Genomic DNA, 19,718 nt, shown 5'->3' with positions numbered 1-19,718 from the left:
ATTCCGAGGCAGGAAAAAGGGCCAAAGCTCATGCGCCGTGTCATACGAGTAGTCATTTTTATCGGCATCCTGTGGAGCGCCTATTGGTTTGTCGCCGGATATGGCCTGCGCGCGGCAATCACTGGCTGGTTTGATCAACAACAGGCCCGTGGCTGGCTGGCTGATTTCTCGGACGTCACAACGGCAGGGTATCCGACCCACCACTTGACCCGCCTGAACAATCCCGTCCTTGCAGACCCGGTGAATGGCACAGCCTGGAGCGCGGACTGGATCGAATTCGAAAGCCCAGCGATCTGGCCCGGCCGGCAGGTGCTGCGGTTTGCCGAGACGCCCCAACGTCTGTCCTACTACGATCAGACGTCAACGATTGTCGCAGATGATTTGATTGCGGAACTACAGTTGCAACCCGGCGTTTCGCTTGTGCTTGAGAAACTGGCGCTGACGGCAGGGGCTTGGTCGGTGACCGAAAACTCCACAGCACTGGCCGCTGGGGACACCCTAAGCCTGATCATGGCGCAAACATCCCAACCCGAAGCCTATGCCATTACCGCCCGCGCGGATGGGTTCACACCCGGTGATCGGTTGCGGGCCCTTATGAATTCGGCCGCGTCGCTGCCGCAGTCCTTCGAAACGCTGGAACTGGACATGGTCACCACGTTCAGCAAAGTCTGGGACAGGTCGGCGCTGGAACACAGCAGACCGCAGCCCGTGGCCATCGACCTGCGACTGGCCGAGATCAAATGGGGTGGGTTACGCCTGTTTGCGGCTGGTAAGCTGGATGTTGACTCACAGGGTGTTCCGAGCGGTGAGATCGCCGTCAAGGCCGAGAACTGGCGCGATATGATCGACATGGCTAACGCGGCAGGCGCCCTGCCCGATCAGGCGGTTGATCCTGTCACCCGTGCACTGAATTTTCTGGCAGGGCTGGGCGGCAACCCCAACGCGCTGGACCTTCAGCTGAACTTCCGGGATGGTTTTGTAGCCCTGGGGCCGGTGCCGCTGGGCCCTGCCCCGCGGCTGATCCTGCGTTAACGGCAATACGCTCCGCTGCGGTAGCGTGCCGTATCCAGATGGAAATGATCGCGATGGTAGCCGTCCGAGTTCGGCCCCAATACCGTACCGAACGGGCCACACGCACCGCGCCAGATCTTCTGCAATTGCTTCTGTGACGGGTTCTTGCGCCATCCTTCCAGGACGGTCACGACTTCACCATCGGCCAACTTGAAGGCCGAAATATCGATGGCGCGTCCTTTGCCGTGCTCGGAAATCCGCGCGCCCTTGCGGTTGTTGCGAGTTCGGCATGCATAATGGGCTGCCACCTGCAATTCGACCACCGGGCCGCGGCGTTTGAAGGTGGGTTTGACCGTTTTGTCGACCCATTTGTTCAGCGCAACTGCGGTGCCGCAATCCATCGTCGCCGGGCGGCTGAGTGCCACACCGGAAACAGAGGTGATCTGCACCGCATCTTTTACGCCACAGGCCGAGTTGTGGCTGCCGACCCTGCCGACGGGCTTGCCCTGAATGGCGATATCTCCGCAAACTGACCCTTTACGTAGCTTGCGCTTCTTGAAAAGCACCTGCTGTTCAAGCGATTCAGGTCTCAAGTAAGGCATCAGCGACGTGTCGGGCCCCAGCAGTGGCAATTCCGATGGTCGCGCCAAGGCGGCAGTGACCTGCGGTGAAACCGGGCGTGAGATAGGGCGCAGATCAGTTATAGCCGCCACTGAAACCGGGGCAATGGCAGACACAACCTGAACGTTGTGCTGATCCAGAATCGGACGTGCGGGAGGAACCAGAGATCGTTCCAGAGGTGTTGCCTGTGTGGCCACTGCGCACAACGCCATGATCCCGATCAGAAATTGCCCCCGGTATAACCTCATGAACCTGCCTTTCCCCGCCCGAAATCCGGTGCGTCGGTGTCCTGCCCCGCATCGATGATGCCGCGACGAATAGCACGGGTATGGGTGAAGTAGTCAAACAAATGTTCCCCGTCCCCGGTCCGGATGGCACGTTGCAGCGCAAACAGCTCTTCCGTGAACCGGCCCAGGATTTCCAGCGTCGCGTCTTTGTTGGACAGGAACACATCGCGCCACATGGTCGGGTCGGATGCGGCGATGCGAGTGAAGTCCCGGAAACCCGCGGCCGAGTATTTGATCACTTCGCTATCGGTCACCCGGCGCAGATCGTCGGCCACACCAACCATCGTGTAGGCGATCAGGTGCGGCGCATGGGACGTGACGGCCAGCACCAGATCGTGATGATCGGCGTCCATCTCATCGACATGGGACCCCATACCTTCCCACAACGCCCGAAGGCGGGCGATTGCATCCGGGTCGGTCCCTTCGACGGGCACCAGCAGGCACCAGCGATTGTCGAACAATTTGGCAAATCCCGATTCCGGACCGGAATGTTCCGTCCCTGCCAAAGGATGCGCGGGAATGAAATGCACACCTTCGGGGATATGCGGCTGAACTGCGTGAATGACATGCCGCTTGACTGACCCCACATCCGACAGGGTCGCGCCGGGCTTGAGCACGGGTGCGATGTCTTCTGCGACGGCCCCCATTGCCCCCACAGGCACGCAAAGAACGACAAGATCAGCACCTTCGACCGCTTCGCGCGCCGTGTCACAGACGCGGTCGCACAGCCCGATTCTGCGCGCGGTGTCACGTGTCGCCTCGGACCGGGCATAGCCGGTCACTTCCCCGGCCAAGCCCCCACGCTTGATCGCCCAGAACATGGAGGAGGCAATCAGGCCCAGCCCGATCAGCGCAACCCGGTCGTAAATCTGGCTCATGCTGCGCCCTCTTTGAATGCTGTAATCACCGCAACGACGCGGTGGCAGGCTTCCTCATCGCCCACGGTGATCCGCAGGGCATTCGGCAGGTTGTAGCCTGCAACCCGGCGGACAATCAAACCCTGCGTTTTCAGATAGTCATCACAGGCCTCGGCCTCGGCCCTGTCGGCAAAACGCGCGAGGATGAAATTGGTACAGGACGGGTCCGAGGGTACGCCAATCTTGTCCAGCTCCTCGGCCAGCCACACCCGAAGGCGCGCATTTTCAGATTGGCAGAACGTCAGGAATTCGACGTCGCTGATCGCTGCTTCGGCTGCGGCCAGGGCTGTCAAAGACAGGTTGAAGGGCTGACGCACCCGGTTCAGAACATCGATAATCGATTGGTGCGCATACCCCCAGCCGACCCGCATCCCGCCCAGCCCGTACACTTTCGAGAATGTGCGGGTCATGATCACGTTTTCATACGCATCCACCAAAGACGCGCCGCCATCGAAACCGTCGACGAATTCGGCATAGGCACCGTCCAGAACCATCAGGCAGGTATCAGGCAGACCCTGCGCCAGATGGTCCAGCTCGTCGTTCGAGATCATGGTCGAGGTCGGGTTACCGGGGTTGGTCACAAACACGATCCGCGTCTGGCTGGTTACGGCGGCCAGAATGGCATCCACATCGACTTTGCGGTCGCGCTCGGCCACCATGACCGGTGCGGCACCTGCCATGCGGGCGATGATCGGGTACATGGAGAACCCGTGTTCGGTATAGATCACCTGATCCCCCGGCCCTGCATAGGCCTGAGCGATGAATTGCAGCACCTCGTCGCTGCCGACACCGCAGATGATCTGCGCAGGGTCCAGTCCGTGACGCGCGCCGATGGCCGCGCGCAAACTGGCGTGGTCGGTGTTGGGGTACCGATGCAAAGTGGCCGCGCTATCGCGCACCGCCTCAATCGCCTTGGGGCTGGGGCCGAACGGGTTCTCGTTCGAGCTCAGCTTGATCACATGCTCAACACCCGCCACATGCGACTGGCCGCCCTGATAAAGCGCGATGTCCATAATGCCGGGTTGCGGGGTGATCTTGGTCATGAGAGGCTCCGTTGATTGGGCCCCTCATACCTGTCTCAACGGATTGAGAAAAGCGGCAATTCCATTATGCGGCCTTGAAGCGCGCAGTCGCCGGGTCGGCGTTGTAATACGGTACGAATTCCTCGGTACGGCGCGACAGGTCATTGACACTGTCGATGATGAATTGAACCGTTTCCTCGCTCATCAGGTACGAGAAATTCAGGCGTACCCAGCCGGGTTTCTTCATCTCTTCGCCCGCAGACAAGGCCGCGTGCAGCGCCTCGGACGCGGCGCGGTCAATCCCCAGCAGGCGGTGGGCATAAGGCCCTGCGCAGGCACAGCCGCCGCGTGCCTGTATGCCGTAGACGTCGCTGAGCATCCGGGTAAACAGCTGCTGATGCACAGGCTGCCCCGCATTGTCGCGCACGAGGAAAGAGAAGATCGGCAGGCGATGCGGGTTATTGACCCCAAGCAATGTCAGGTTCGGATTATCCTTCCACCCGTCCAGCGCCATCTGGTTGTACTGCGCCTCGCGCCTTGCGATTTCTTCTGTGCCGACGACATCCTTGACGATAAAGGCCAGCGCCGCGCGGATGTCGCCGATCACGTTGGGCGTTCCCGCCTCTTCCCGCGCAGACAGGTCCGCGCTGTAGTCTTGCCGCCACGGTGACACGAAACTTACGGTGCCACCACCCGGCCAGCTGGGGCAGTTCCGTTTGGCTGCAGCCCGGTTTACGATCAGAACACCCGAGGCCCCCGGACCGCCCGGAAACTTGTGCGGGGAAACGACGATCGCATCCTTGCGCGCGTCCGCCGGCCCCATATCCATCGGCAGGTAAGGCCCGCCTCCGGCGTAATCCCAAATCGCCACGGCACCATGCGCCTTGAGCAACCGCGTCACCGGATCAGGGTCAGTGACAATTCCGGTTACATTGGACGCCACCGAAAAGGAACCGATCAGAAGATCTGCGCCTGCATGGGTCAACAGCGCGGTTTCCAGCGCCCCCAGGTCAACACCGCCACCTTCGGCTTCGGGGATTTCAACCACAAGTGCCTTGCTTTCCCGCCACGGCAGGATGTTCGAGTGATGCTCGTAAGGACCAATCAAGACAACCGGTTGGTCGGCCTCTGCCACCCCGAGCAGGCTGACCAACCGGTTGAGCCCCGCAGTGGCACCAGACCCGGTGAAGATCACCGCATCCTCTTCCTGGGCACCAACAATGCGGGCTATTTCCGCCCGCGCCTCGCGGCGCAGATGTGTCATGTAAGATCCGCAGTAAGAGGCCTCGGTGTGGCTGTTTGCGTAAAACGGCAACACATGTTGCGCCACAAAGTCTTCGACCTGCCGCAAGGCGCGACCCGAAGCGACGTAATCCGCATAGACAAGCGGCACGTCCCCATGCAGACCCGGGATCAGAACATTCTCTCCGATCAGCCCATCGCGCAGGTTTGAATTGTGAGCGGTGGAACAGAGTTCCGCACGAAACTTGGACAGGGACATTGCATTGGCTCCTAACTGTCCGAGTAATGTGATTTATTATTCGCGCGAAAACTTCACCTTTCTTTGCGTGTATTTTTAATTTATTGTGTCATATGATCAAACATGGCACAAAAATTAGATCAAATTGACACACGACTTCTGAAAGAGCTGCAAAAGGACGCCACTCTGTCGCAACGGGAATTGGCGGATCGTGTAGGGCTTTCCCAGAACGCCTGCTGGCGACGTCTGAAGGCTTTGAACGAAGATGGTGTCCTGATCGGTTCAACCGCCCGCATCGCACGCGAGAAATTGGGGCTGAGCCTTGTGGTCTTTGTTATGCTGCGCACGCGGCATCATTCGACCGAGTGGCTACAGGCCTTTCGCAGCCACGTTCTGACGATCCCCGAGGTCGTGGATTTTCATCGTATCGGCGGTGATTATGATTATCAGCTGAAAGTCGTCACACAGGATATGGCATCTTACGACAAGGTGTATCAACGGCTGATCGAAAAGGTCGAGCTGGACAGTGTCACGTCGTATTTCGCGATGGAAGCAATCGCCGAAGGACGACCATTGCCGATATGATCACGCCGTAAACAACGGGCGTTTTTGCTTGAAAAAGGGCAACGCGATGTCGCGGAATGCGACCAGTTTTGCCGAAGGCCAAACATCCGGATGCGCCACGATCCAGATATCTGCGTATGGTTGCGGTGAAAGGACCGGAACCTGCACCAAGCCCCGGAGTGAGCGGCCCAGAAACACCGGCATACGCACAACGCCCAACCCTGATTGTGCGGCACCCGCCATCGCGACCATGTCATCAAAGCGCATATGTATGCGCGAGTTTGGATAGATTTTGTCGACGCCGTCCGGCAGGTTCGGTTGCTTTTCGTAAAGCAACCAATCCACGGGCGCGTTCGGATCTTGCTGCATTCGCGCGGCCCATTCCGACGTGGCAAAACAAGCGCTGTGCTGTTGCGTCAGGCGCAGACCTTTCAACGTATCGCCGGGGTTGCGGCTGATCCGGATCGCAATGTCGGCTTCGCGTCGATTAAGGTCCAGAATCTCGTTTGCCGCGCGCACCTGCAAAGACACAGCAGGGTGCCTTTGAGCAAACTCGCCCAGCGCCGGGGCCAGCACATGGGCAATTAACAGTTGCGGCGCGGTTAAGGTCAGCTGCCCTTCCAACCGGGCATCCCGCCCTGACAAACCGCGCAGCATCGCATGTTCTGCGCTTTCCATCCGGGCAGCATATGCAGCGACAAGATGCGCTGCTTCTGTCGGCCGATACCCGTCGGTTAGCCTTTCGAACAGCACTTCGCCTGTCGCCGCTTCGGCGCGCACTATACGGCGGGCAACAGTTGTGTAGTTGACGCCAAGCTCTTGTGCCGCGGCGGACAGGGTGCGCCTGCGGACCACGGCGAGTACGGCCCGGTAATCATCCCAATGAATATCCATACATGCAAATTCGCACATCATTGATGCAAATACACGCGTTTTCGCAAAGCAGATCACACCCTAGCTTTTGCCCACACATCAAGGAGCAAAGCCATGATCTATGCCTACGCAAAACTTACCGTAAAGAATCCCGACGCGCTGGCCGCTTATCGCGAACAGGCCGGGCCTGCACTGGCCCGCCATGGCGGAAAGGTCGAACACGCCACCGCAGAAACAACCGCGCTGGACGGCGCGCCGGACTTGCCTGACGTTGCAGCTCTGCTTTCCTTTCCCAACCGGGACGCGGCGCTGGGATGGATCAACGACCCGGAACTAAAAGACATCCACGAGCTGCGTCGCAGCGCAGGCGCGTCGGATATCGTTCTGCTGGGCTGAAAATGAAAAGAGCCGCACCCAAAGGTGCGGCTCTGAATTCTAGGTCGAAATGCGAAGATCAGTTCTTCGCGTAGAATTCGACGACCAGGTTCGGTTCCATCATGACCGGGTACGGCACATCGCTCAGGCCCGGTGCGCGAACGAACGTTGCAGTCATTTTCGAGTGGTCGGCATCGATGTAGTCAGGAACATCACGCTCGGCCAGGGCAACAGCTTCCAGAACAACAGCCAGTTGCTTGGACTTGTCACGCACTTCGATGACGTCGCCTTCTTTGACGCGGTAGCTGGGGATGTTCACCCGCTTGCCGTTCACTTTGACGTGGCCGTGGTTCACGAACTGACGCGCAGCGAAGACGGTCGGTACGAACTTGGCGCGATAGACGACGGCGTCCAGACGGCGCTCCAGCAGGCCGATCAGGTTTTCACCGGTGTCGCCTTTTACACGCTCGGCTTCGGCATAGATGCGGCGGAACTGCTTTTCGGTCAGGTCGCCGTAGTAGCCTTTCAGCTTCTGCTTGGCACGCAGCTGCAGACCGAAGTCCGACAGTTTGCCCTTGCGGCGCTGACCGTGCTGGCCGGGGCCGTATTCACGACGGTTGACCGGGGATTTCGGACGACCCCAGATGTTTTCGCCCATCCGGCGGTCGATTTTGTACTTGGCAGACGTGCGTTTGGTCACGGCTGATCTCCTTCTTTAGGTCGATGCCCAAACGGGCAACTATGAAGGGCGTTGTCCTCTTGAGGTTTCCCTCATGACAGGCTTCCCCTTGCGGGGGCCACCAACACCAATGAAGCCGCGCTTATATCCGCAAAGCCGGCAGAGTCAACACGGCATTCAACGCAGTTTCGAATATCTGCAAAGATATGTTCGCCGCAGGCAGCACAGGCCCCTGCGCGCATAGCGACGGTTGCCGTCACACCGCTTTCAGCAAGAAAAATACAGGTGGCGTTCAGGCCGGAAATGCAACGACATTCCCGCCGCCTTCAACACCCGCCTTGTGCACCATCACAACCTCGGTCACGTCGACGATCCAGAATTCTTCATCCCGTGGTGGGCAAGCGCCATCGAAAACGATGGTCGGCGCTGCATCATTGGTGTCGGCAACAAGGTTGGCTGAAAACCGCTGCGACCCATTGGTAAGTGTCAAAGCGCCGGTCACATTGCCGGAAACTTCCCGGACAATCGGAAAGCGGTTCTGCAAACGGGTTGCAGCGCCCCGCGCATATCCTATCTGTTCTATGCTGTTTTCGGCCTCAGCGCTCAGCACTATCGCCTGTCCGCGCCATGACCAAGCCGCGCCGACGGCCAGACAAGCCAGAGGCGCGTCCTCGAGTCCGTCAATTTCAGTTTGATCCCATGAAATGGCTACCTGACCGTTAACTCCGGCTCTCATCTGCCCACTCGCACTATTTAACATCCCGATATTCAATCATTGCTTATCAGCACAAAATCCGGCGGAAAAGAGACGGGAATGCAGCATTCACAAGAATGTTGCAGAAGTGAATCAAAAATATGTGTTCGACCTGAAATCAATACGCGCCTGCGAACAATCCCGTGTCTTGTTCGTTGCCGGCCGTCCGAACATCAACTGGCTGCGACTGATCAGGGTTCGAAATAGAAACCACCGCCCAGAAAAGCGATGGCCACGCTTGCGTGGCCAGACACTCAGTCTTTCGGGTCAAATTGATGAGCGCTGACTTTCGCGCAGCGCCTCATACCTACCCGCATTTGGAATGACCGCAGCTGCGGCAGGTCATGCAGCCTTCGATCATGACCATGTCATACTGACCGCAGGACGGACAGGCTTTGCCGCGTGGCGCGTCCAGGTTCACCACCTGCGCCTGAGGGTCGGATTTCAGCCCCATCCCCTCGCCTTCCAGAAAGCCGATGGCAACCATGTGCTGTTCGATCACGCCCCCGATCGCGGCCAGGATCGATGGGATATACTTGCCTTTGACCCATGCCCCGCCGCGCGGGTCGAAAACGGCTTTCAGCTCCTCGACCACAAAGGACACGTCCCCACCCCGGCGGAACACGGCCGAGATCATCCGCGTCAGCGCCAGTGTCCATGCGTAATGTTCCATGTTCTTGGAGTTGATGAACACCTCGAACGGGCGGCGGCGGCCCGAGATGATGATGTCGTTGATGGTCAGATAAATCGCGTGCTCGCTATCGGGCCATTTCAGCTTGTAGGTCGAGCCCTCCAGCGATTGCGGGCGATCCAGCGGTTCGGACATGTAGATGACGTCGCCGCCTTCAATTTCATGTGGCGCATTCGCGCTTTCCCCCGGCACCTTGTCATCGCTTTCCGAAACAGTCAGAACCGAGCCAGTCACATCGTTGGGGCGATAGGTCGTGCACCCTTTGCAGCCCTGATCCCAAGCCTGCATGTAGACGTCCTTGAAGGCGTCAAAGCTGATATCTTCCGGGCAGTTGATGGTCTTGGAGATCGAGCTGTCGATCCATTTCTGCGCCGCCGCCTGCATCTTGACATGATCCAACGGCGTCAGGGTCTGGGCATTGACGAAATAGTCGGGCAGCGCTGCGTCGCCGAACTTGTCGCGCCACATCTGAACGGCGTAATCCACAACCTCTTCCTCGGTGCGCGAGCCGTCTTTTTGCAGAACCTTGCGGGTGTAGGCATAGGCAAAGACCGGTTCAATCCCCGACGACACATTCCCGGCATAAAGCGAAATCGTGCCCGTGGGCGCAATCGAGGTCAGCAGAGCGTTGCGGATACCATGTTCGCGGATCGCATCGCGGACGTCGTCATCCATTTGTTGCATCGTGCCGCTGGCCAAATATTTCTCAGCGTCGAACAGGGGGAACGCGCCTTTCTCCTTAGCCAGGTCGACCGAGGCCAGGTATGCGGCGCGGGCGATTGCGTGCAACCAGCGTTCCGTCTGGCGCGCCGCCTCGTCGGACCCATAGCGCAGGCCCAGCATCAGCAACGCATCCGCAAGACCCGTCACGCCCAGCCCGATGCGGCGCTTGTCCTGCGCTTCCGCCTCTTGCTCGGCCAGCGGGAATTTCGAGGCGTCCACGACGTTATCCATCATGCGCACGGCTGTCGCGACCAGTTCCTGCAACGCCGGTTCATCCAGATGCGCGGCATCCCCGAACGGTTCGGCAACCAGCCGCGCCAGATTGATCGAGCCCAGCAGGCAAGCCCCGTAAGGCGGCAGAGGCTGCTCGCCACAGGGGTTCGTCGCGGCGATGGTTTCAACATAGCTCAGGTTGTTGGCCTGATTGATGCGGTCGATGAAGATCACGCCCGGTTCGGCATAATCATACGTGGCCTGCATGATCTTGTTCCACAAATCACGCGCCTGAACGGTGTGATAGATCTTGCCGTCGAACTGCAACTCCCACGGGCCGTCGTCCTTGACCGCCTCCATGAAGGGATCGGTCACCAGCACCGACATATTGAACATGCGTAGGCGGGCCGGGTCAGATTTGGCGGTGATGAACTGTTCGATATCGGGATGGTCACAGCGCATGGTGGCCATCATCGCCCCCCGGCGCGAGCCCGCGGACATGATCGTCCGGCACATTGCGTCCCACACATCCATAAAGCTGAGCGGGCCCGAGGCATCTGCCGCCACGCCCTTCACATCCGCGCCGCGCGGGCGGATGGTCGAGAAATCATAGCCGATCCCGCCCCCCTGCTGCATGGTCAGCGCGGCCTCTTTCAGCATGTCAAAGATACCACCCATGCTGTCGGGGATGGTGCCCATGACGAAACAGTTGAACAGCGTCACCTGCCGCGCGGTGCCTGCGCCAGCGGTGATGCGCCCGGCGGGCAGATACTTGAAATCTTCCAGTGCCTCGTAAAACCTGTCTTCCCAATGATCCGGATCGTCCTCGACCCGCGCGAGGTCACGGGCGATGCGTCGCCAGCTGTCTTCAACCGTCTGATCGATGGGCGTGCCATCCGCCTGTTTGAAGCGGTATTTCATATCCCAGATCTGCTCGGCGATGGGGGCGGCAAAGCGGCTCATTGGTGATTCCCTGTGCTGAAAGAGGTATCCAGACTAACACCCACTACACCTTGATGAAAGCCAATCCTGAGCTACAATGGATAGATAGCCAATGGACGACTCTGTGGGAAAGCTGTGGATAAGTACGTGAACCTCATCAAACTTTCGGTTGGTTCGGAAAGCGTGGACTCTCTGATCGCGTGGCAGGACAGCCGAATGCCGCTTTATGAGGACGGATATCCGCGCCACGTAACCCGCATGTGGCCCAAACGTGATGCCGAGATTCTGAATGGCGGATCAATCTATTGGGTGATCAAGGGTGTCGTACAGTGCCGTCAGCGCATTCTGCGCCTGGATGAAGTGATTGGTGAAGACGGTATCCGCCGCTGCGCCATCGTACTTGACCCAATAGTTCATCGGACACAGAACGCCTTGAAGCGCCCGTTTCAGGGCTGGCGATACCTGAAACCGGAAGATACACCATCTGACCTGCCGAAAGGGCGCGCGCAGGACGACGCCCTGCCCGATGATCTCAACCGCGCCCTTGCGGATATCGGTGTGCTGTAATTACCGCAGCCGATCCAGCAATTCCGTCAGAACCGCCTTGTCCGCCGCGTCGACCTTTGCAACCCGGCTGCGCCACAATGTGGCCTGCGATTGCAGGATCAGACCGTCCGACAGGATCTTGAGGTGGTTCGCCCGCAGGGTTTCACCGGACGAAGTGATATCGGCAATTGCCTCGGCTGTTTCGTTCATGACCGTACCTTCGGTCGCCCCCTGGCTGTCGACCAGAGTATAATCGGCCACGCCCGCGTCTGTCAGGAACTCACGCACCAGTCGGTGATATTTGGTGGCAATCCGCAGCCGGTGGCCGTGGGTGTTGCGAAATGCTGCTGCTGCCGCATCGAGATCGTCCAGCGTGTCCACATCGACCCAGCAGGCGGGTGTGGCTATGATCAGATCGGCCTTGCCAAAGCCCAGCTGTGCAATCTCTTCGACCTGCTGTTCCCAGCGCGGCAGTTTCTCATGCACCAGATCGATCCCGGTGACGCCCAGATGAATACGGCCCGACGCAAGTTCGCGCGGAATTTCACCCGCCGACAAAAGGATCAGTGAGACGCCTTCGATCCCGTCGACCCGACCCGCATATTCCCGGTCCGAGCCGTTGCGGGACAGCACGATGCCATGTTTTTCGAACCATGAGACGGTCTTTTCCATCAACCGGCCCTTCGAGGGCACGCCCAGCTTCACACTCATTGCGCGGCCTCCTCGATTTCAAGCATCAGGTCCGGGCGGATCACGCCGCCGATCGCGGGGATTTCGGCCCCATCGCCCAAGCGGCGCGTCAGCGCATCATAGCGCCCGCCCGTGGCGACGGGCGGCAGGTCGGGGCGGCCTTCGGCGTAGAACCCAAAGACAAACCCGTCGTAATATTCCATCGATGTCCGGCCATATGACGCTTCGAAATCCAGCCGTGCAACATCGACACCACGCGCCTGCAGGGCTGCGATCCGCGCCTCCAACCGGTCCAGCGCCGGGGTGATCTGCGGCAGATCCACTGCCACATCCCTCAGCTGTTCCAACGCGAAGGGCATGGTTTCACGCACATTCAGAAGCGTTTCCAACCCGGCCAGTTCATTGTCGGAGATCGGCGGCGCAGCGCGATCTTCGCGCAGGGCTTTGATCCGGTCGGCTATCTCGGGCGCGCGACGCTTGCCGATCATCGGAACATCAACCGCCATCGGGTCGGCCGCGTCCAAAAGCGCGTCACGGCCTTCGGGCCCCGGTTTACGCCCTGCAAAACGGTCCAGCAGCGCACGGAACCGGCGCGGCCGCCACAGGTGCCGCATCAGCGCGGCCTTGCGGCGGTCTGTGGTCCGAAGCCCTTCGACAGCCGCCGTCAGGATACCGATATCCCCGGTGGCTGCGCGCAGGGGCAGCCCGCGCAGTTGCAGCGCCATCAGCGAAAACACTTCGGCATCGGCACCAGCGGGATCTTCGCGGTCAAACACTTCGTACCCCACCTGAATATACTCGTTCGACCGGTCCGGGTCGTGTTCCTGACGGCGGAACACCTCACCTGAATAGGTATAGCGCGCAGGCTCGGCCCCATCCCGCATGTGCATCTGAACAACGGGCAGGGTGAAGTCCGGGCGCAGCATCTGCTCGCCCCGCAGCGCGTCCGAGGTGACGTAGGCGCGGGCGCGGATATCCTCGCCATAAAGGTCCAGCAACATTTCAGCGGGTTGCAACAGGGGCGTATCCACCACCTGCGCGCCCGCAGCCTCGAACCGGACACGCATCATCGCGGCGCGGGCCTGTATCTGGGAACGGTTGGGCATGGGTCAGTCCTGACTGTCCAGAATTTCACGCACTTTCGCGACCAGATCAGAGCGCGATACTTCGAACTGACTGGGGCGTTCCTTCCATTCCTCCAGCGTGGCGCTTTCAGCGATCTTTGCCCCAAGGATCAGGTCCTTGACCTGCACGATGCCTTTTGCCTTTTCGTCCCCGCCTTCGATCACCGCAACCGGAGAGTTGCGCTTGTCCGCGTATTTCAACTGGTTGCCAAAGTTCTTGGGATTGCCCAGATACACCTCGGCCCGGATGCCCGCATTGCGCAGCTCGGCCACCATCGCCTGATAATCAGCCATCCGGTCGCGGTCCATCACGGTGACGACGACGGGGCCTTTGGCCTGGGCGCTGATCCGGCCCTTTTCGCGCAGCGCGGCCAGCAACCGATCCACGCCGATAGACACGCCGGTCGCGGGCACTTCCTGCCCGGTAAACCGCTTGACCAGATCGTCATAGCGCCCGCCACCCGCAACCGAGCCGAACTGCCGCTTGCGACCTTTCTCGTCGAAGATTTCGAAGGTCAGCTCGGCCTCGTAGACCGGTCCAGTGTAGTAACCGAGTCCACGCACGACGGAGGGGTCAATGACAATGCGGTCTGGACCGTAGCCTTGAGCAGAAAGAAGATTTGTAATCTCCATAAGCTCGTTAACACCCTGCATTCCTTCTGACGAGTCTCGGACGATCCCGATAATCTCGTTTAGAACAAATGTGTTGTAGTTAGATTCATCACCGTTTTTGCTGTCATCTGGGCCTAAAGCATCTAATTGGGCACGAGCTGTAAGAAAACGCACGACACGTTCTATTTGCTCCGAAGTTAAGCCGACACCATCGATATAAGCACCCGATGCATCCAACCGCCCATTACCGAGCAATTCGCGCACACCAGCCTCGCCCACCTTGTCGAACTTGTCGATGGTGCGCAGGACGTTGTCGCGAGCGGCGGCGTCCCCACCCAGCCCCATCACCTCAAGCACGCCATTCATGATCTTGCGATTATTCACCCGCACCAGATAATCGCCGCGCGGAATTCCGACCTCTTCCAGCGTGTCGGCCAGCATTGCACAGATCTCGGCGTCAGCAGCCATCGAGGCGGTTCCGACCGTATCCGCATCGCACTGATAGAACTGCCGAAAGCGCCCCGGCCCCGGCTTTTCGTTGCGCCAGACCGGACCCATTGCATAACGGCGATAAGGCGTCGGCAGGTCGTTGCGGTGCTGGGCATAGACACGGGCCAGTGGCGCGGTCAGGTCATAGCGCAGGGCCATCCAGTCGCCATTTCCGCCCTCGTCAAACTCCTGCCATGCAAAGACGCCCTCGTTCGGGCGGTCCACGTCGGGCAGGAACTTGCCCAGCGCCTCGACGGTTTCGACCGCACTGCTTTCCAGCGCGTCAAACCCGTACCGATGATAGACACCCGCAATCGTCCGCAGCATCTCGGTGCGCTGCGTGACTTCCTCGCCGAAATAGTCACGGAACCCTTTCGGCGTTTCGGCCTTGGGGCGGGGCTGTTTCTTGGGCTTGGCCATGTGGGGCGTCCTTGGGAGTGTACCTGTTCCGCGCGCGGTCTATCCCATGGCCCGCATCTGGGCAAGGCGCGCTTTCTCTGGCCAAGGCGTCACAGGGTCGCTATGTGCAGCCTGAAAGACAGGAGCATCCCATGCAGCATCTGGAAGAACAGATTGCCCATCTGACCCGCACGGTTGACGATCTGAACGCGGTTGTCACCAGGCAACAGGCCGAGATTGACAGGCTGACCCGCCGTGTCGAGATGCTGCTGCACCGCGAGGCCGAACGCGCACAGGAAGGGTCAGGCGGCGTTGTCCTTGGTGACGAACGCCCGCCACATTACTGAAGGCTTACAGCCCCAGCGTTGATTTCACCGCGTTGTCGACGACGCCACCCAGCAGGGCGTTTTCATCCCCGGCGCAACCCTCTTTCAGAGCCGCCACAAATGTTTCGCGCAGCGCGGCCTTTTCCTCGTCCGAACTGGCATGAGCTTCGAGGTCGACCTGACGGTTATAAAGTGACAACGCCGTCATCTTGCCGACCACGTCCACAATGTATTCTTCATTCCCGTCAGCCTCTTCGATGACCGACGCGCAGGTGTGGTACATAAGCGGCAGCGCCGCTTGTACCATCTGTTCGGCTTCCTCGTCCGCAAGGGCAAAACCGGGCCCTGTAAGCAGCGCTGTGGTGGTGATCACTTTCATCGCGTTCAAACGCATCATCCCGCCCCCGCTTATTTCGAGTTCGCGCCGATCAGCGCACCAACAATTGCCCCTGCGGCGGCGCCTTTGCCGTCGCCGATCAAGGCCCCAACCCCGGCCCCAATCACAGCACCTTTGATCGTGTTCTCTTTCTTTTTGTCGTCCGCAAGCGTGGCTGTCGCCGAAACCAAAGCCAGCGATGCCGCCGCCCCCAATACAATCGTTCTGAGATTGAGACCTGCAATCGTCATATCAACGCCCTCCCGTGGCATGAGTAGAAGACATATTTGCAAGGTCAGCCTAGCGATGCGCTAACTGTCTGGCAACAAAGCGGTGTCAGATCTCTTCGACGGTCATAACACCTTCCAGCGATTTGATCGCGCCCTTGATCTGCGGGTTGATCGGAAACACACGCCCAAGGTCGATTTCGACGTCGCCGGGCAGGCCGGGGTCCAGCAACAGCAGCTGGATCGGGCCGCGGGCCGCACCCTTGGCAGCGGTTGCGGCTTCTTCAAGAACCGTTGCAATCGTCGACACTGCCCGCGCTTCGTCGACAAAGATGCGCAGGCCCGTCGCCCCGGCTTCGGCCACCACAGAATCCGCTGGTCCAACCGAACGCCCCAGCAGCTTGAGCTGATCGGACTCCATCGTCGCCTCAACGGTCAGAACCACCTGAGCGCCGGTTTCCAGAAACTCGCGGCATTTCTCCAGCGTGTCGGAAAACAGCGTGACCTCATAAGCGCCGGTCGGGTCCGAAAGCTGGGCAAAGGCGAACCGGTTGCCCTTGGCCGATTTCCGTTCCTGCCGCCCGGCAACCACTCCGGCCATCTTGGCGATCAACGGGCCAGAGCGGGCTTTCTCTGTCACCTCGTCCAGCGTCAAAACCTGTTTACGCTTCAAGGCCGGCATATAGTCGTCCAGCGGATGACCAGAGAGGTAGAATCCGATGGCCTTGAACTCTTCGCTCAGACGTTCAGCCGGCAACCAGTCGGGGGTCGGCGCCAGGCGCGGTTCGGGCAGGTCATCTCCGGCCTCGCCAAACAGTGACACCTGGTTCGAATTCTTCTGTTCATGGATCGCGGCCGAATACTGCACCAGCGCATCTAGGCTTTCAAACACACGGCGGCGGTTCCGGTCCAGCTCATCAAAGGCCCCGGCGCGGGCCAGCATCTCAAGCGGGCGTTTGCCCACTTTCTTCAGATCAACGCGGCGGGCGAAATCGAACAGGTTAACAAACGGCTTGTCCGCGCGAGCCGCAACGATCAGGTTCATCGCCTCGACACCCACATTCTTGAGCGCGCCCAGCGCATAGACCAGATGTCCGTTATCAACATCGAACGTGGCCTGAGATCGGTTCACACAAGGTGGGACATACGGCAGTTCCAGCCCTTTTCGGACCTCTTCGAAATAGATCGCCAGCTTGTCGGTCAGATGGATATCGCAATTCATGACGCCCGCCATGAATTCAACCGGATGGTTCGCCTTCAACCAGCCGGTTTGATAGCTGACCACCGCATAGGCGGCGGCGTGGGATTTGTTGAAGCCGTAATTGGCGAATTTCTCGAGAAGGTCGAAGACTTCGCTGGCTTTCTTGGCATCCACCCCGTTTTCTGCCGCGCCTTTTTCGAACTTGGGGCGTTCGGCATCCATCGCCTCTTTGATCTTCTTACCCATCGCGCGGCGCAGCAGGTCTGCACCGCCCAGGCTGTACCCCGCCATGACTTGCGCGATCTGCATCACCTGTTCCTGATAGACGATAATACCTTGAGTTTCCTCAAGAATGTGGTCGATCAGCGGGTGAACGGATGTGATTTCGCGCAGCCCGTTCTTGACCTCGCAATAGGTCGGGATGTTCTCCATCGGGCCGGGACGATAGAGCGCGACGAGGGCCACGATATCCTCGATACAGGTGGGTTTCATGCGCTTGAGCGCGTCCATCATGCCCGAAGATTCAACCTGGAACACCGCGACCGTCTTGGCCGCTGAATAGAGCTTATACGTCGCCTCGTCATCCAGTGGGATGGCGTTGATCTGGTTCTCGGCCCCCTCGGCAGGTTCATAAAGCTCGGTGCCATCGGCGGCGATGTGCAACTTCCGCCCGGACTTGAAGATCAAGTCCATCGCGTTCTGGATCACGGTCAGGGTTTTCAGACCCAGAAAGTCGAACTTTACCAGCCCGGCCTGTTCCACCCATTTCATGTTGAACTGGGTTGCAGGCATGTCGGATCGCGGGTCCTGATAGATCGGCACCAGCGCGTCCAGTGGCCGGTCACCAATCACAACCCCAGCCGCGTGGGTCGAGGCGTTGCGCAGCAGCCCTTCGACCTGCTGGCCATACGTCAGCAAACGATCCACCACCTCTTCGTTACGAGCTTCCTCCCGCAGGCGCGGCTCGTCCTTCAGGGCTTTTTCGATGGAAACCGGTTTTACCCCTTCAACCGGGATCATCTTGGACAGACGGTCCACCTGCCCGTAAGGCATTTGCAGCACCCGCCCGATATCGCGTACGGCAGCCTTGGACAGCAAAGCACCAAATGTGATGATCTGCCCCACCTTGTCGCGCCCGTATTTCTGCTGCACGTAGCGGATCACCTCTTCGCGGCGATCCATACAGAAGTCGATATCGAAGTCGGGCATCGAAACCCGTTCGGGATTCAGGAACCGTTCAAACAGCAGGCTGTAACGCAGCGGATCGAGGTCGGTAATTGTCAGCGCATAAGCCACCAGCGAGCCCGCACCCGATCCCCGCCCCGGCCCAACCGGAATATCGTGATCCTTGGCCCATTGGATAAAGTCGGCAACGATCAGGAAGTAGCCGGGGAAACCCATTCCTTCGATGATGCCAAGCTCAAAATCCAACCGCTCCTGATATTCCTCGGGCGTCACCGCATGGGGGATTACCGCCAAACGTTTCTGCAAGCCTTCATTGGCGATGCGGCGTAGTTCAGCGACCTCGTCATCGGCGAATTTCGGCAGGATGGGATCGCGGCGATAAGCCATGAAAGCGCAGCGTTTGGCAATCTCGACAGTGTTCTCGATGGCCTCGGGCAGATCGGCAAACAGCGTCACCATTTCCTGCTGCGACTTGAAATAATGCTGCGCGGTCAGGCGGCGGCGACCTTCCTGCTGGTCGACATAGGCCCCTTCGGCGATACAGATCAGCGCATCATGGGCCTCGTACATATCCGAGGTCGGGAAATAGACGTCATTGGTGGCAACCAGCGGCAGGTTCTTGGCATAGGCCATCTCGATATGGCCGCGCTCGGTCTGGCGTTCGGCCTCTGGTTGGCCGTCCTCGCCCGGATGACGCTGAAGTTCGATATACAGACGATCCGGAAAGATCGCGGCCAGCCGATCCACCAGCGCCTCGGCCGCCGGGCGTTGCCCCTGCTGCAACAGGCGGCCCACCGGCCCATCGGGCCCTCCGGACAGGCAGATCAGTCCGTCGGCGCGGTCCGCAAGCTCGTCCAGCGTGACCTGCGGCAACTGCCCGCCCTTGTCCACGTAAAGGCACGTGCTCAGCTTCATCAGGTTCTCGTACCCCGCCTCGGACTGTGCCAGCAGAACAAGCGGCGCGGGCGTTTTTGGCTTTTCCCCCGGTTGCGATTGCACATAAGTCAGATCAACCTGACATCCCATGATCGGCTGGACACCGGCCTGGCTGGCTGTCACCGAAAATTCCAGCGCCGAAAACATGGAATTCGTGTCCGTCACTGCGACGGCAGGCATCCCCATCTTCTCGCACAGGGCGGGCAGTTTTTTCAGCCGCACAGCGCCTTCCAGAAGGGAGTATTCGGTGTGAACACGTAGGTGAATGAATCGGGGGTTACTGCTCATGAACGGCAGGCTACCCTAGCCGCGAGGCATGCAAAAGCCGGAACCTGCGCCGTTGTTTGGCAAAATAATCGTTTTCGATTATTCGGATTTTCCAGAAGGTGCTTCGGAAAGCGACATCTTCACTGACAAAAAAACGCTTTAGTTTCAAGCAACTGATATTTACACAG

The 19,718-nt window shown here is 59.4% G+C and carries 19 protein-coding genes; 5 read left to right on the top strand and 14 right to left on the bottom strand.

Going from position 1 to position 19,718, the window contains the following annotated elements; genetic code table 11:
- Nucleotides 1-30 precede the first annotated feature (30 nt).
- Complete coding sequence (locus ACR3FC_RS12875) at nt 31-1,032, top strand: DUF2125 domain-containing protein (protein WP_480475420.1); 1,002 nt, start codon at nt 31-33, stop codon at nt 1,030-1,032.
- Here the strand turns inward: ACR3FC_RS12875 and ACR3FC_RS12870 are convergent.
- The 4 genes from ACR3FC_RS12870 to ACR3FC_RS12855 all read right to left on the bottom strand — a co-directional run bounded on the left by ACR3FC_RS12870 (nt 1,029) and on the right by ACR3FC_RS12855 (nt 5,359).
- Nucleotides 1,029-1,880 carry an extensin-like domain-containing protein gene (locus tag ACR3FC_RS12870; RefSeq protein WP_480475418.1) on the bottom strand — a complete coding sequence of 284 codons (852 nt, stop codon included), beginning with the start codon at nt 1,878-1,880 and terminating at the stop codon, nt 1,029-1,031. The two genes, ACR3FC_RS12875 and ACR3FC_RS12870, sit on opposite strands and share 4 nt — an antisense overlap.
- A complete protein-coding gene (locus ACR3FC_RS12865) occupies nt 1,877-2,797 on the bottom strand; it encodes a prephenate/arogenate dehydrogenase family protein (protein WP_480475416.1) in 921 nt (306 codons plus the stop codon). Before ACR3FC_RS12865 ends, ACR3FC_RS12870 begins: the two co-directional genes overlap by 4 nt.
- Nucleotides 2,794-3,879 carry a histidinol-phosphate transaminase gene (hisC, locus tag ACR3FC_RS12860; protein ID WP_480475414.1) on the bottom strand — a complete coding sequence of 362 codons (1,086 nt, stop codon included), beginning with the start codon at nt 3,877-3,879 and terminating at the stop codon, nt 2,794-2,796. The genes ACR3FC_RS12865 and hisC overlap by 4 nt, the downstream gene beginning before the upstream one ends.
- 64 nt (nt 3,880-3,943) lie before the next feature.
- Nucleotides 3,944-5,359 (bottom strand): aminotransferase class V-fold PLP-dependent enzyme, encoded by a 1,416-nt coding sequence (locus ACR3FC_RS12855; RefSeq protein ID WP_480475412.1) that lies wholly within the window; start codon nt 5,357-5,359, stop codon nt 3,944-3,946.
- A 102-nt stretch (nt 5,360-5,461) separates the two neighbouring features.
- Here ACR3FC_RS12855 and ACR3FC_RS12850 point away from each other — a divergent pair, with 102 nt between their 5' ends.
- Nucleotides 5,462-5,923 (top strand): Lrp/AsnC family transcriptional regulator, encoded by a 462-nt coding sequence (locus ACR3FC_RS12850; RefSeq protein ID WP_480475410.1) that lies wholly within the window; start codon nt 5,462-5,464, stop codon nt 5,921-5,923.
- Here ACR3FC_RS12850 and ACR3FC_RS12845 read toward each other — a convergent pair whose 3' ends face one another.
- Nucleotides 5,924-6,796, bottom strand: a complete 873-nt coding sequence (locus ACR3FC_RS12845; protein ID WP_480475408.1) for a LysR family transcriptional regulator — start codon at nt 6,794-6,796, stop codon at nt 5,924-5,926.
- Nucleotides 6,797-6,889: 93 nt separating this feature from the next.
- Between ACR3FC_RS12845 and ACR3FC_RS12840 the strand changes: the two genes are divergently transcribed.
- Nucleotides 6,890-7,171 carry a DUF1330 domain-containing protein gene (locus ACR3FC_RS12840; RefSeq protein ID WP_480475406.1) on the top strand — a complete coding sequence of 94 codons (282 nt, stop codon included), beginning with the start codon at nt 6,890-6,892 and terminating at the stop codon, nt 7,169-7,171.
- 58 nt (nt 7,172-7,229) lie between these two features.
- Here the strand turns inward: ACR3FC_RS12840 and rpsD are convergent, their stop codons facing one another.
- The 3 genes from rpsD to ACR3FC_RS12825 all read right to left on the bottom strand — a co-directional run bounded on the left by rpsD (nt 7,230) and on the right by ACR3FC_RS12825 (nt 11,173).
- A complete protein-coding gene (gene rpsD / locus ACR3FC_RS12835; protein ID WP_170374584.1) occupies nt 7,230-7,850 on the bottom strand; it encodes a 30S ribosomal protein S4 in 621 nt (206 codons plus the stop codon).
- A gap of 271 nt (nt 7,851-8,121) precedes the next feature.
- Nucleotides 8,122-8,565 (bottom strand): hypothetical protein, encoded by a 444-nt coding sequence (locus ACR3FC_RS12830; protein ID WP_480475404.1) that lies wholly within the window; start codon nt 8,563-8,565, stop codon nt 8,122-8,124.
- Between the two features lie 325 nt (nt 8,566-8,890).
- Complete coding sequence (locus ACR3FC_RS12825; RefSeq protein WP_480475402.1) at nt 8,891-11,173, bottom strand: adenosylcobalamin-dependent ribonucleoside-diphosphate reductase; 2,283 nt, start codon at nt 11,171-11,173, stop codon at nt 8,891-8,893.
- Nucleotides 11,174-11,287: 114 nt separating this feature from the next.
- Between ACR3FC_RS12825 and ACR3FC_RS12820 the strand changes: the two genes are divergently transcribed.
- Entirely contained in the window at nt 11,288-11,719 is a 432-nt protein-coding gene (locus ACR3FC_RS12820; protein WP_480475400.1) for a DUF1489 family protein, read from the top strand.
- Here the strand turns inward: ACR3FC_RS12820 and hisG are convergent, their stop codons facing one another.
- The 3 genes from hisG to hisS are packed head-to-tail and all read right to left on the bottom strand — an operon-like array spanning nt 11,720 to nt 15,033.
- Entirely contained in the window at nt 11,720-12,409 is a 690-nt protein-coding gene (hisG, locus tag ACR3FC_RS12815) for an ATP phosphoribosyltransferase (RefSeq protein WP_480475398.1), read from the bottom strand.
- Nucleotides 12,406-13,494 (bottom strand): ATP phosphoribosyltransferase regulatory subunit, encoded by a 1,089-nt coding sequence (locus ACR3FC_RS12810; RefSeq protein ID WP_480475396.1) that lies wholly within the window; start codon nt 13,492-13,494, stop codon nt 12,406-12,408. The genes hisG and ACR3FC_RS12810 overlap by 4 nt, the downstream gene beginning before the upstream one ends.
- A 3-nt stretch (nt 13,495-13,497) precedes the next feature.
- Nucleotides 13,498-15,033: a histidine--tRNA ligase gene (gene hisS / locus ACR3FC_RS12805; protein WP_480475394.1), complete on the bottom strand. Its 1,536-nt coding sequence runs from the start codon at nt 15,031-15,033 to the stop codon at nt 13,498-13,500.
- 131 nt (nt 15,034-15,164) lie between these two features.
- Here hisS and ACR3FC_RS12800 point away from each other — a divergent pair, with 131 nt between their 5' ends.
- Nucleotides 15,165-15,359 (top strand): SlyX family protein, encoded by a 195-nt coding sequence (locus ACR3FC_RS12800; protein ID WP_209598067.1) that lies wholly within the window; start codon nt 15,165-15,167, stop codon nt 15,357-15,359.
- A 4-nt stretch (nt 15,360-15,363) separates the two neighbouring features.
- On the opposite strand, the gene ACR3FC_RS12795 is transcribed toward ACR3FC_RS12800, so the two are convergent.
- The 3 genes from ACR3FC_RS12795 to dnaE all read right to left on the bottom strand — a co-directional run bounded on the left by ACR3FC_RS12795 (nt 15,364) and on the right by dnaE (nt 19,551).
- Nucleotides 15,364-15,735 (bottom strand): hypothetical protein, encoded by a 372-nt coding sequence (locus ACR3FC_RS12795; protein ID WP_480475392.1) that lies wholly within the window; start codon nt 15,733-15,735, stop codon nt 15,364-15,366.
- Nucleotides 15,736-15,746: 11 nt separating this feature from the next.
- The gene (locus ACR3FC_RS12790; RefSeq protein ID WP_480475390.1) at nt 15,747-15,965 is read right to left on the bottom strand and encodes a YMGG-like glycine zipper-containing protein; all 219 of its coding nucleotides are present in this window, start codon (nt 15,963-15,965) and stop codon (nt 15,747-15,749) included.
- An 85-nt stretch (nt 15,966-16,050) separates the two neighbouring features.
- Nucleotides 16,051-19,551, bottom strand: coding sequence for a DNA polymerase III subunit alpha (gene dnaE / locus ACR3FC_RS12785; protein ID WP_480475388.1), 3,501 nt, complete (start codon nt 19,549-19,551; stop codon nt 16,051-16,053).
- Nucleotides 19,552-19,718 lie beyond the last annotated feature (167 nt).

It is taken from the genome of Ruegeria sp. AF3 (assembly GCF_056536285.1).
Note: the sequence above shows the minus strand (reverse complement) of the source record. Positions and strands in the feature narration are given on the sequence as shown.

What these genes read in the sequence shown, in the direction of transcription:
- ACR3FC_RS12850 (WP_480475410.1), top strand. Translation starts at nt 5,462, where the DNA reads ATGGCACAAAAATTAGATCAAATTGACACACGACTTCTGAAAGAGCTG.
- hisC (WP_480475414.1), bottom strand. Translation starts at nt 3,879, where the DNA reads ATGACCAAGATCACCCCGCAACCCGGCATTATGGACATCGCGCTTTAT.
- ACR3FC_RS12875 (WP_480475420.1), top strand. Translation starts at nt 31, where the DNA reads ATGCGCCGTGTCATACGAGTAGTCATTTTTATCGGCATCCTGTGGAGC.
- ACR3FC_RS12870 (WP_480475418.1), bottom strand. Translation starts at nt 1,880, where the DNA reads ATGAGGTTATACCGGGGGCAATTTCTGATCGGGATCATGGCGTTGTGC.
- dnaE (WP_480475388.1), bottom strand. Translation starts at nt 19,551, where the DNA reads ATGAGCAGTAACCCCCGATTCATTCACCTACGTGTTCACACCGAATAC.
- ACR3FC_RS12840 (WP_480475406.1), top strand. Translation starts at nt 6,890, where the DNA reads ATGATCTATGCCTACGCAAAACTTACCGTAAAGAATCCCGACGCGCTG.
- ACR3FC_RS12810 (WP_480475396.1), bottom strand. Translation starts at nt 13,494, where the DNA reads ATGCCCAACCGTTCCCAGATACAGGCCCGCGCCGCGATGATGCGTGTC.
- hisS (WP_480475394.1), bottom strand. Translation starts at nt 15,033, where the DNA reads ATGGCCAAGCCCAAGAAACAGCCCCGCCCCAAGGCCGAAACGCCGAAA.
- ACR3FC_RS12865 (WP_480475416.1), bottom strand. Translation starts at nt 2,797, where the DNA reads ATGAGCCAGATTTACGACCGGGTTGCGCTGATCGGGCTGGGCCTGATT.
- ACR3FC_RS12830 (WP_480475404.1), bottom strand. Translation starts at nt 8,565, where the DNA reads ATGAGAGCCGGAGTTAACGGTCAGGTAGCCATTTCATGGGATCAAACT.
- ACR3FC_RS12825 (WP_480475402.1), bottom strand. Translation starts at nt 11,173, where the DNA reads ATGAGCCGCTTTGCCGCCCCCATCGCCGAGCAGATCTGGGATATGAAA.
- ACR3FC_RS12795 (WP_480475392.1), bottom strand. Translation starts at nt 15,735, where the DNA reads ATGATGCGTTTGAACGCGATGAAAGTGATCACCACCACAGCGCTGCTT.
- ACR3FC_RS12800 (WP_209598067.1), top strand. Translation starts at nt 15,165, where the DNA reads ATGCAGCATCTGGAAGAACAGATTGCCCATCTGACCCGCACGGTTGAC.
- ACR3FC_RS12790 (WP_480475390.1), bottom strand. Translation starts at nt 15,965, where the DNA reads ATGACGATTGCAGGTCTCAATCTCAGAACGATTGTATTGGGGGCGGCG.
- ACR3FC_RS12855 (WP_480475412.1), bottom strand. Translation starts at nt 5,359, where the DNA reads ATGTCCCTGTCCAAGTTTCGTGCGGAACTCTGTTCCACCGCTCACAAT.
- hisG (WP_480475398.1), bottom strand. Translation starts at nt 12,409, where the DNA reads ATGAGTGTGAAGCTGGGCGTGCCCTCGAAGGGCCGGTTGATGGAAAAG.
- ACR3FC_RS12845 (WP_480475408.1), bottom strand. Translation starts at nt 6,796, where the DNA reads ATGGATATTCATTGGGATGATTACCGGGCCGTACTCGCCGTGGTCCGC.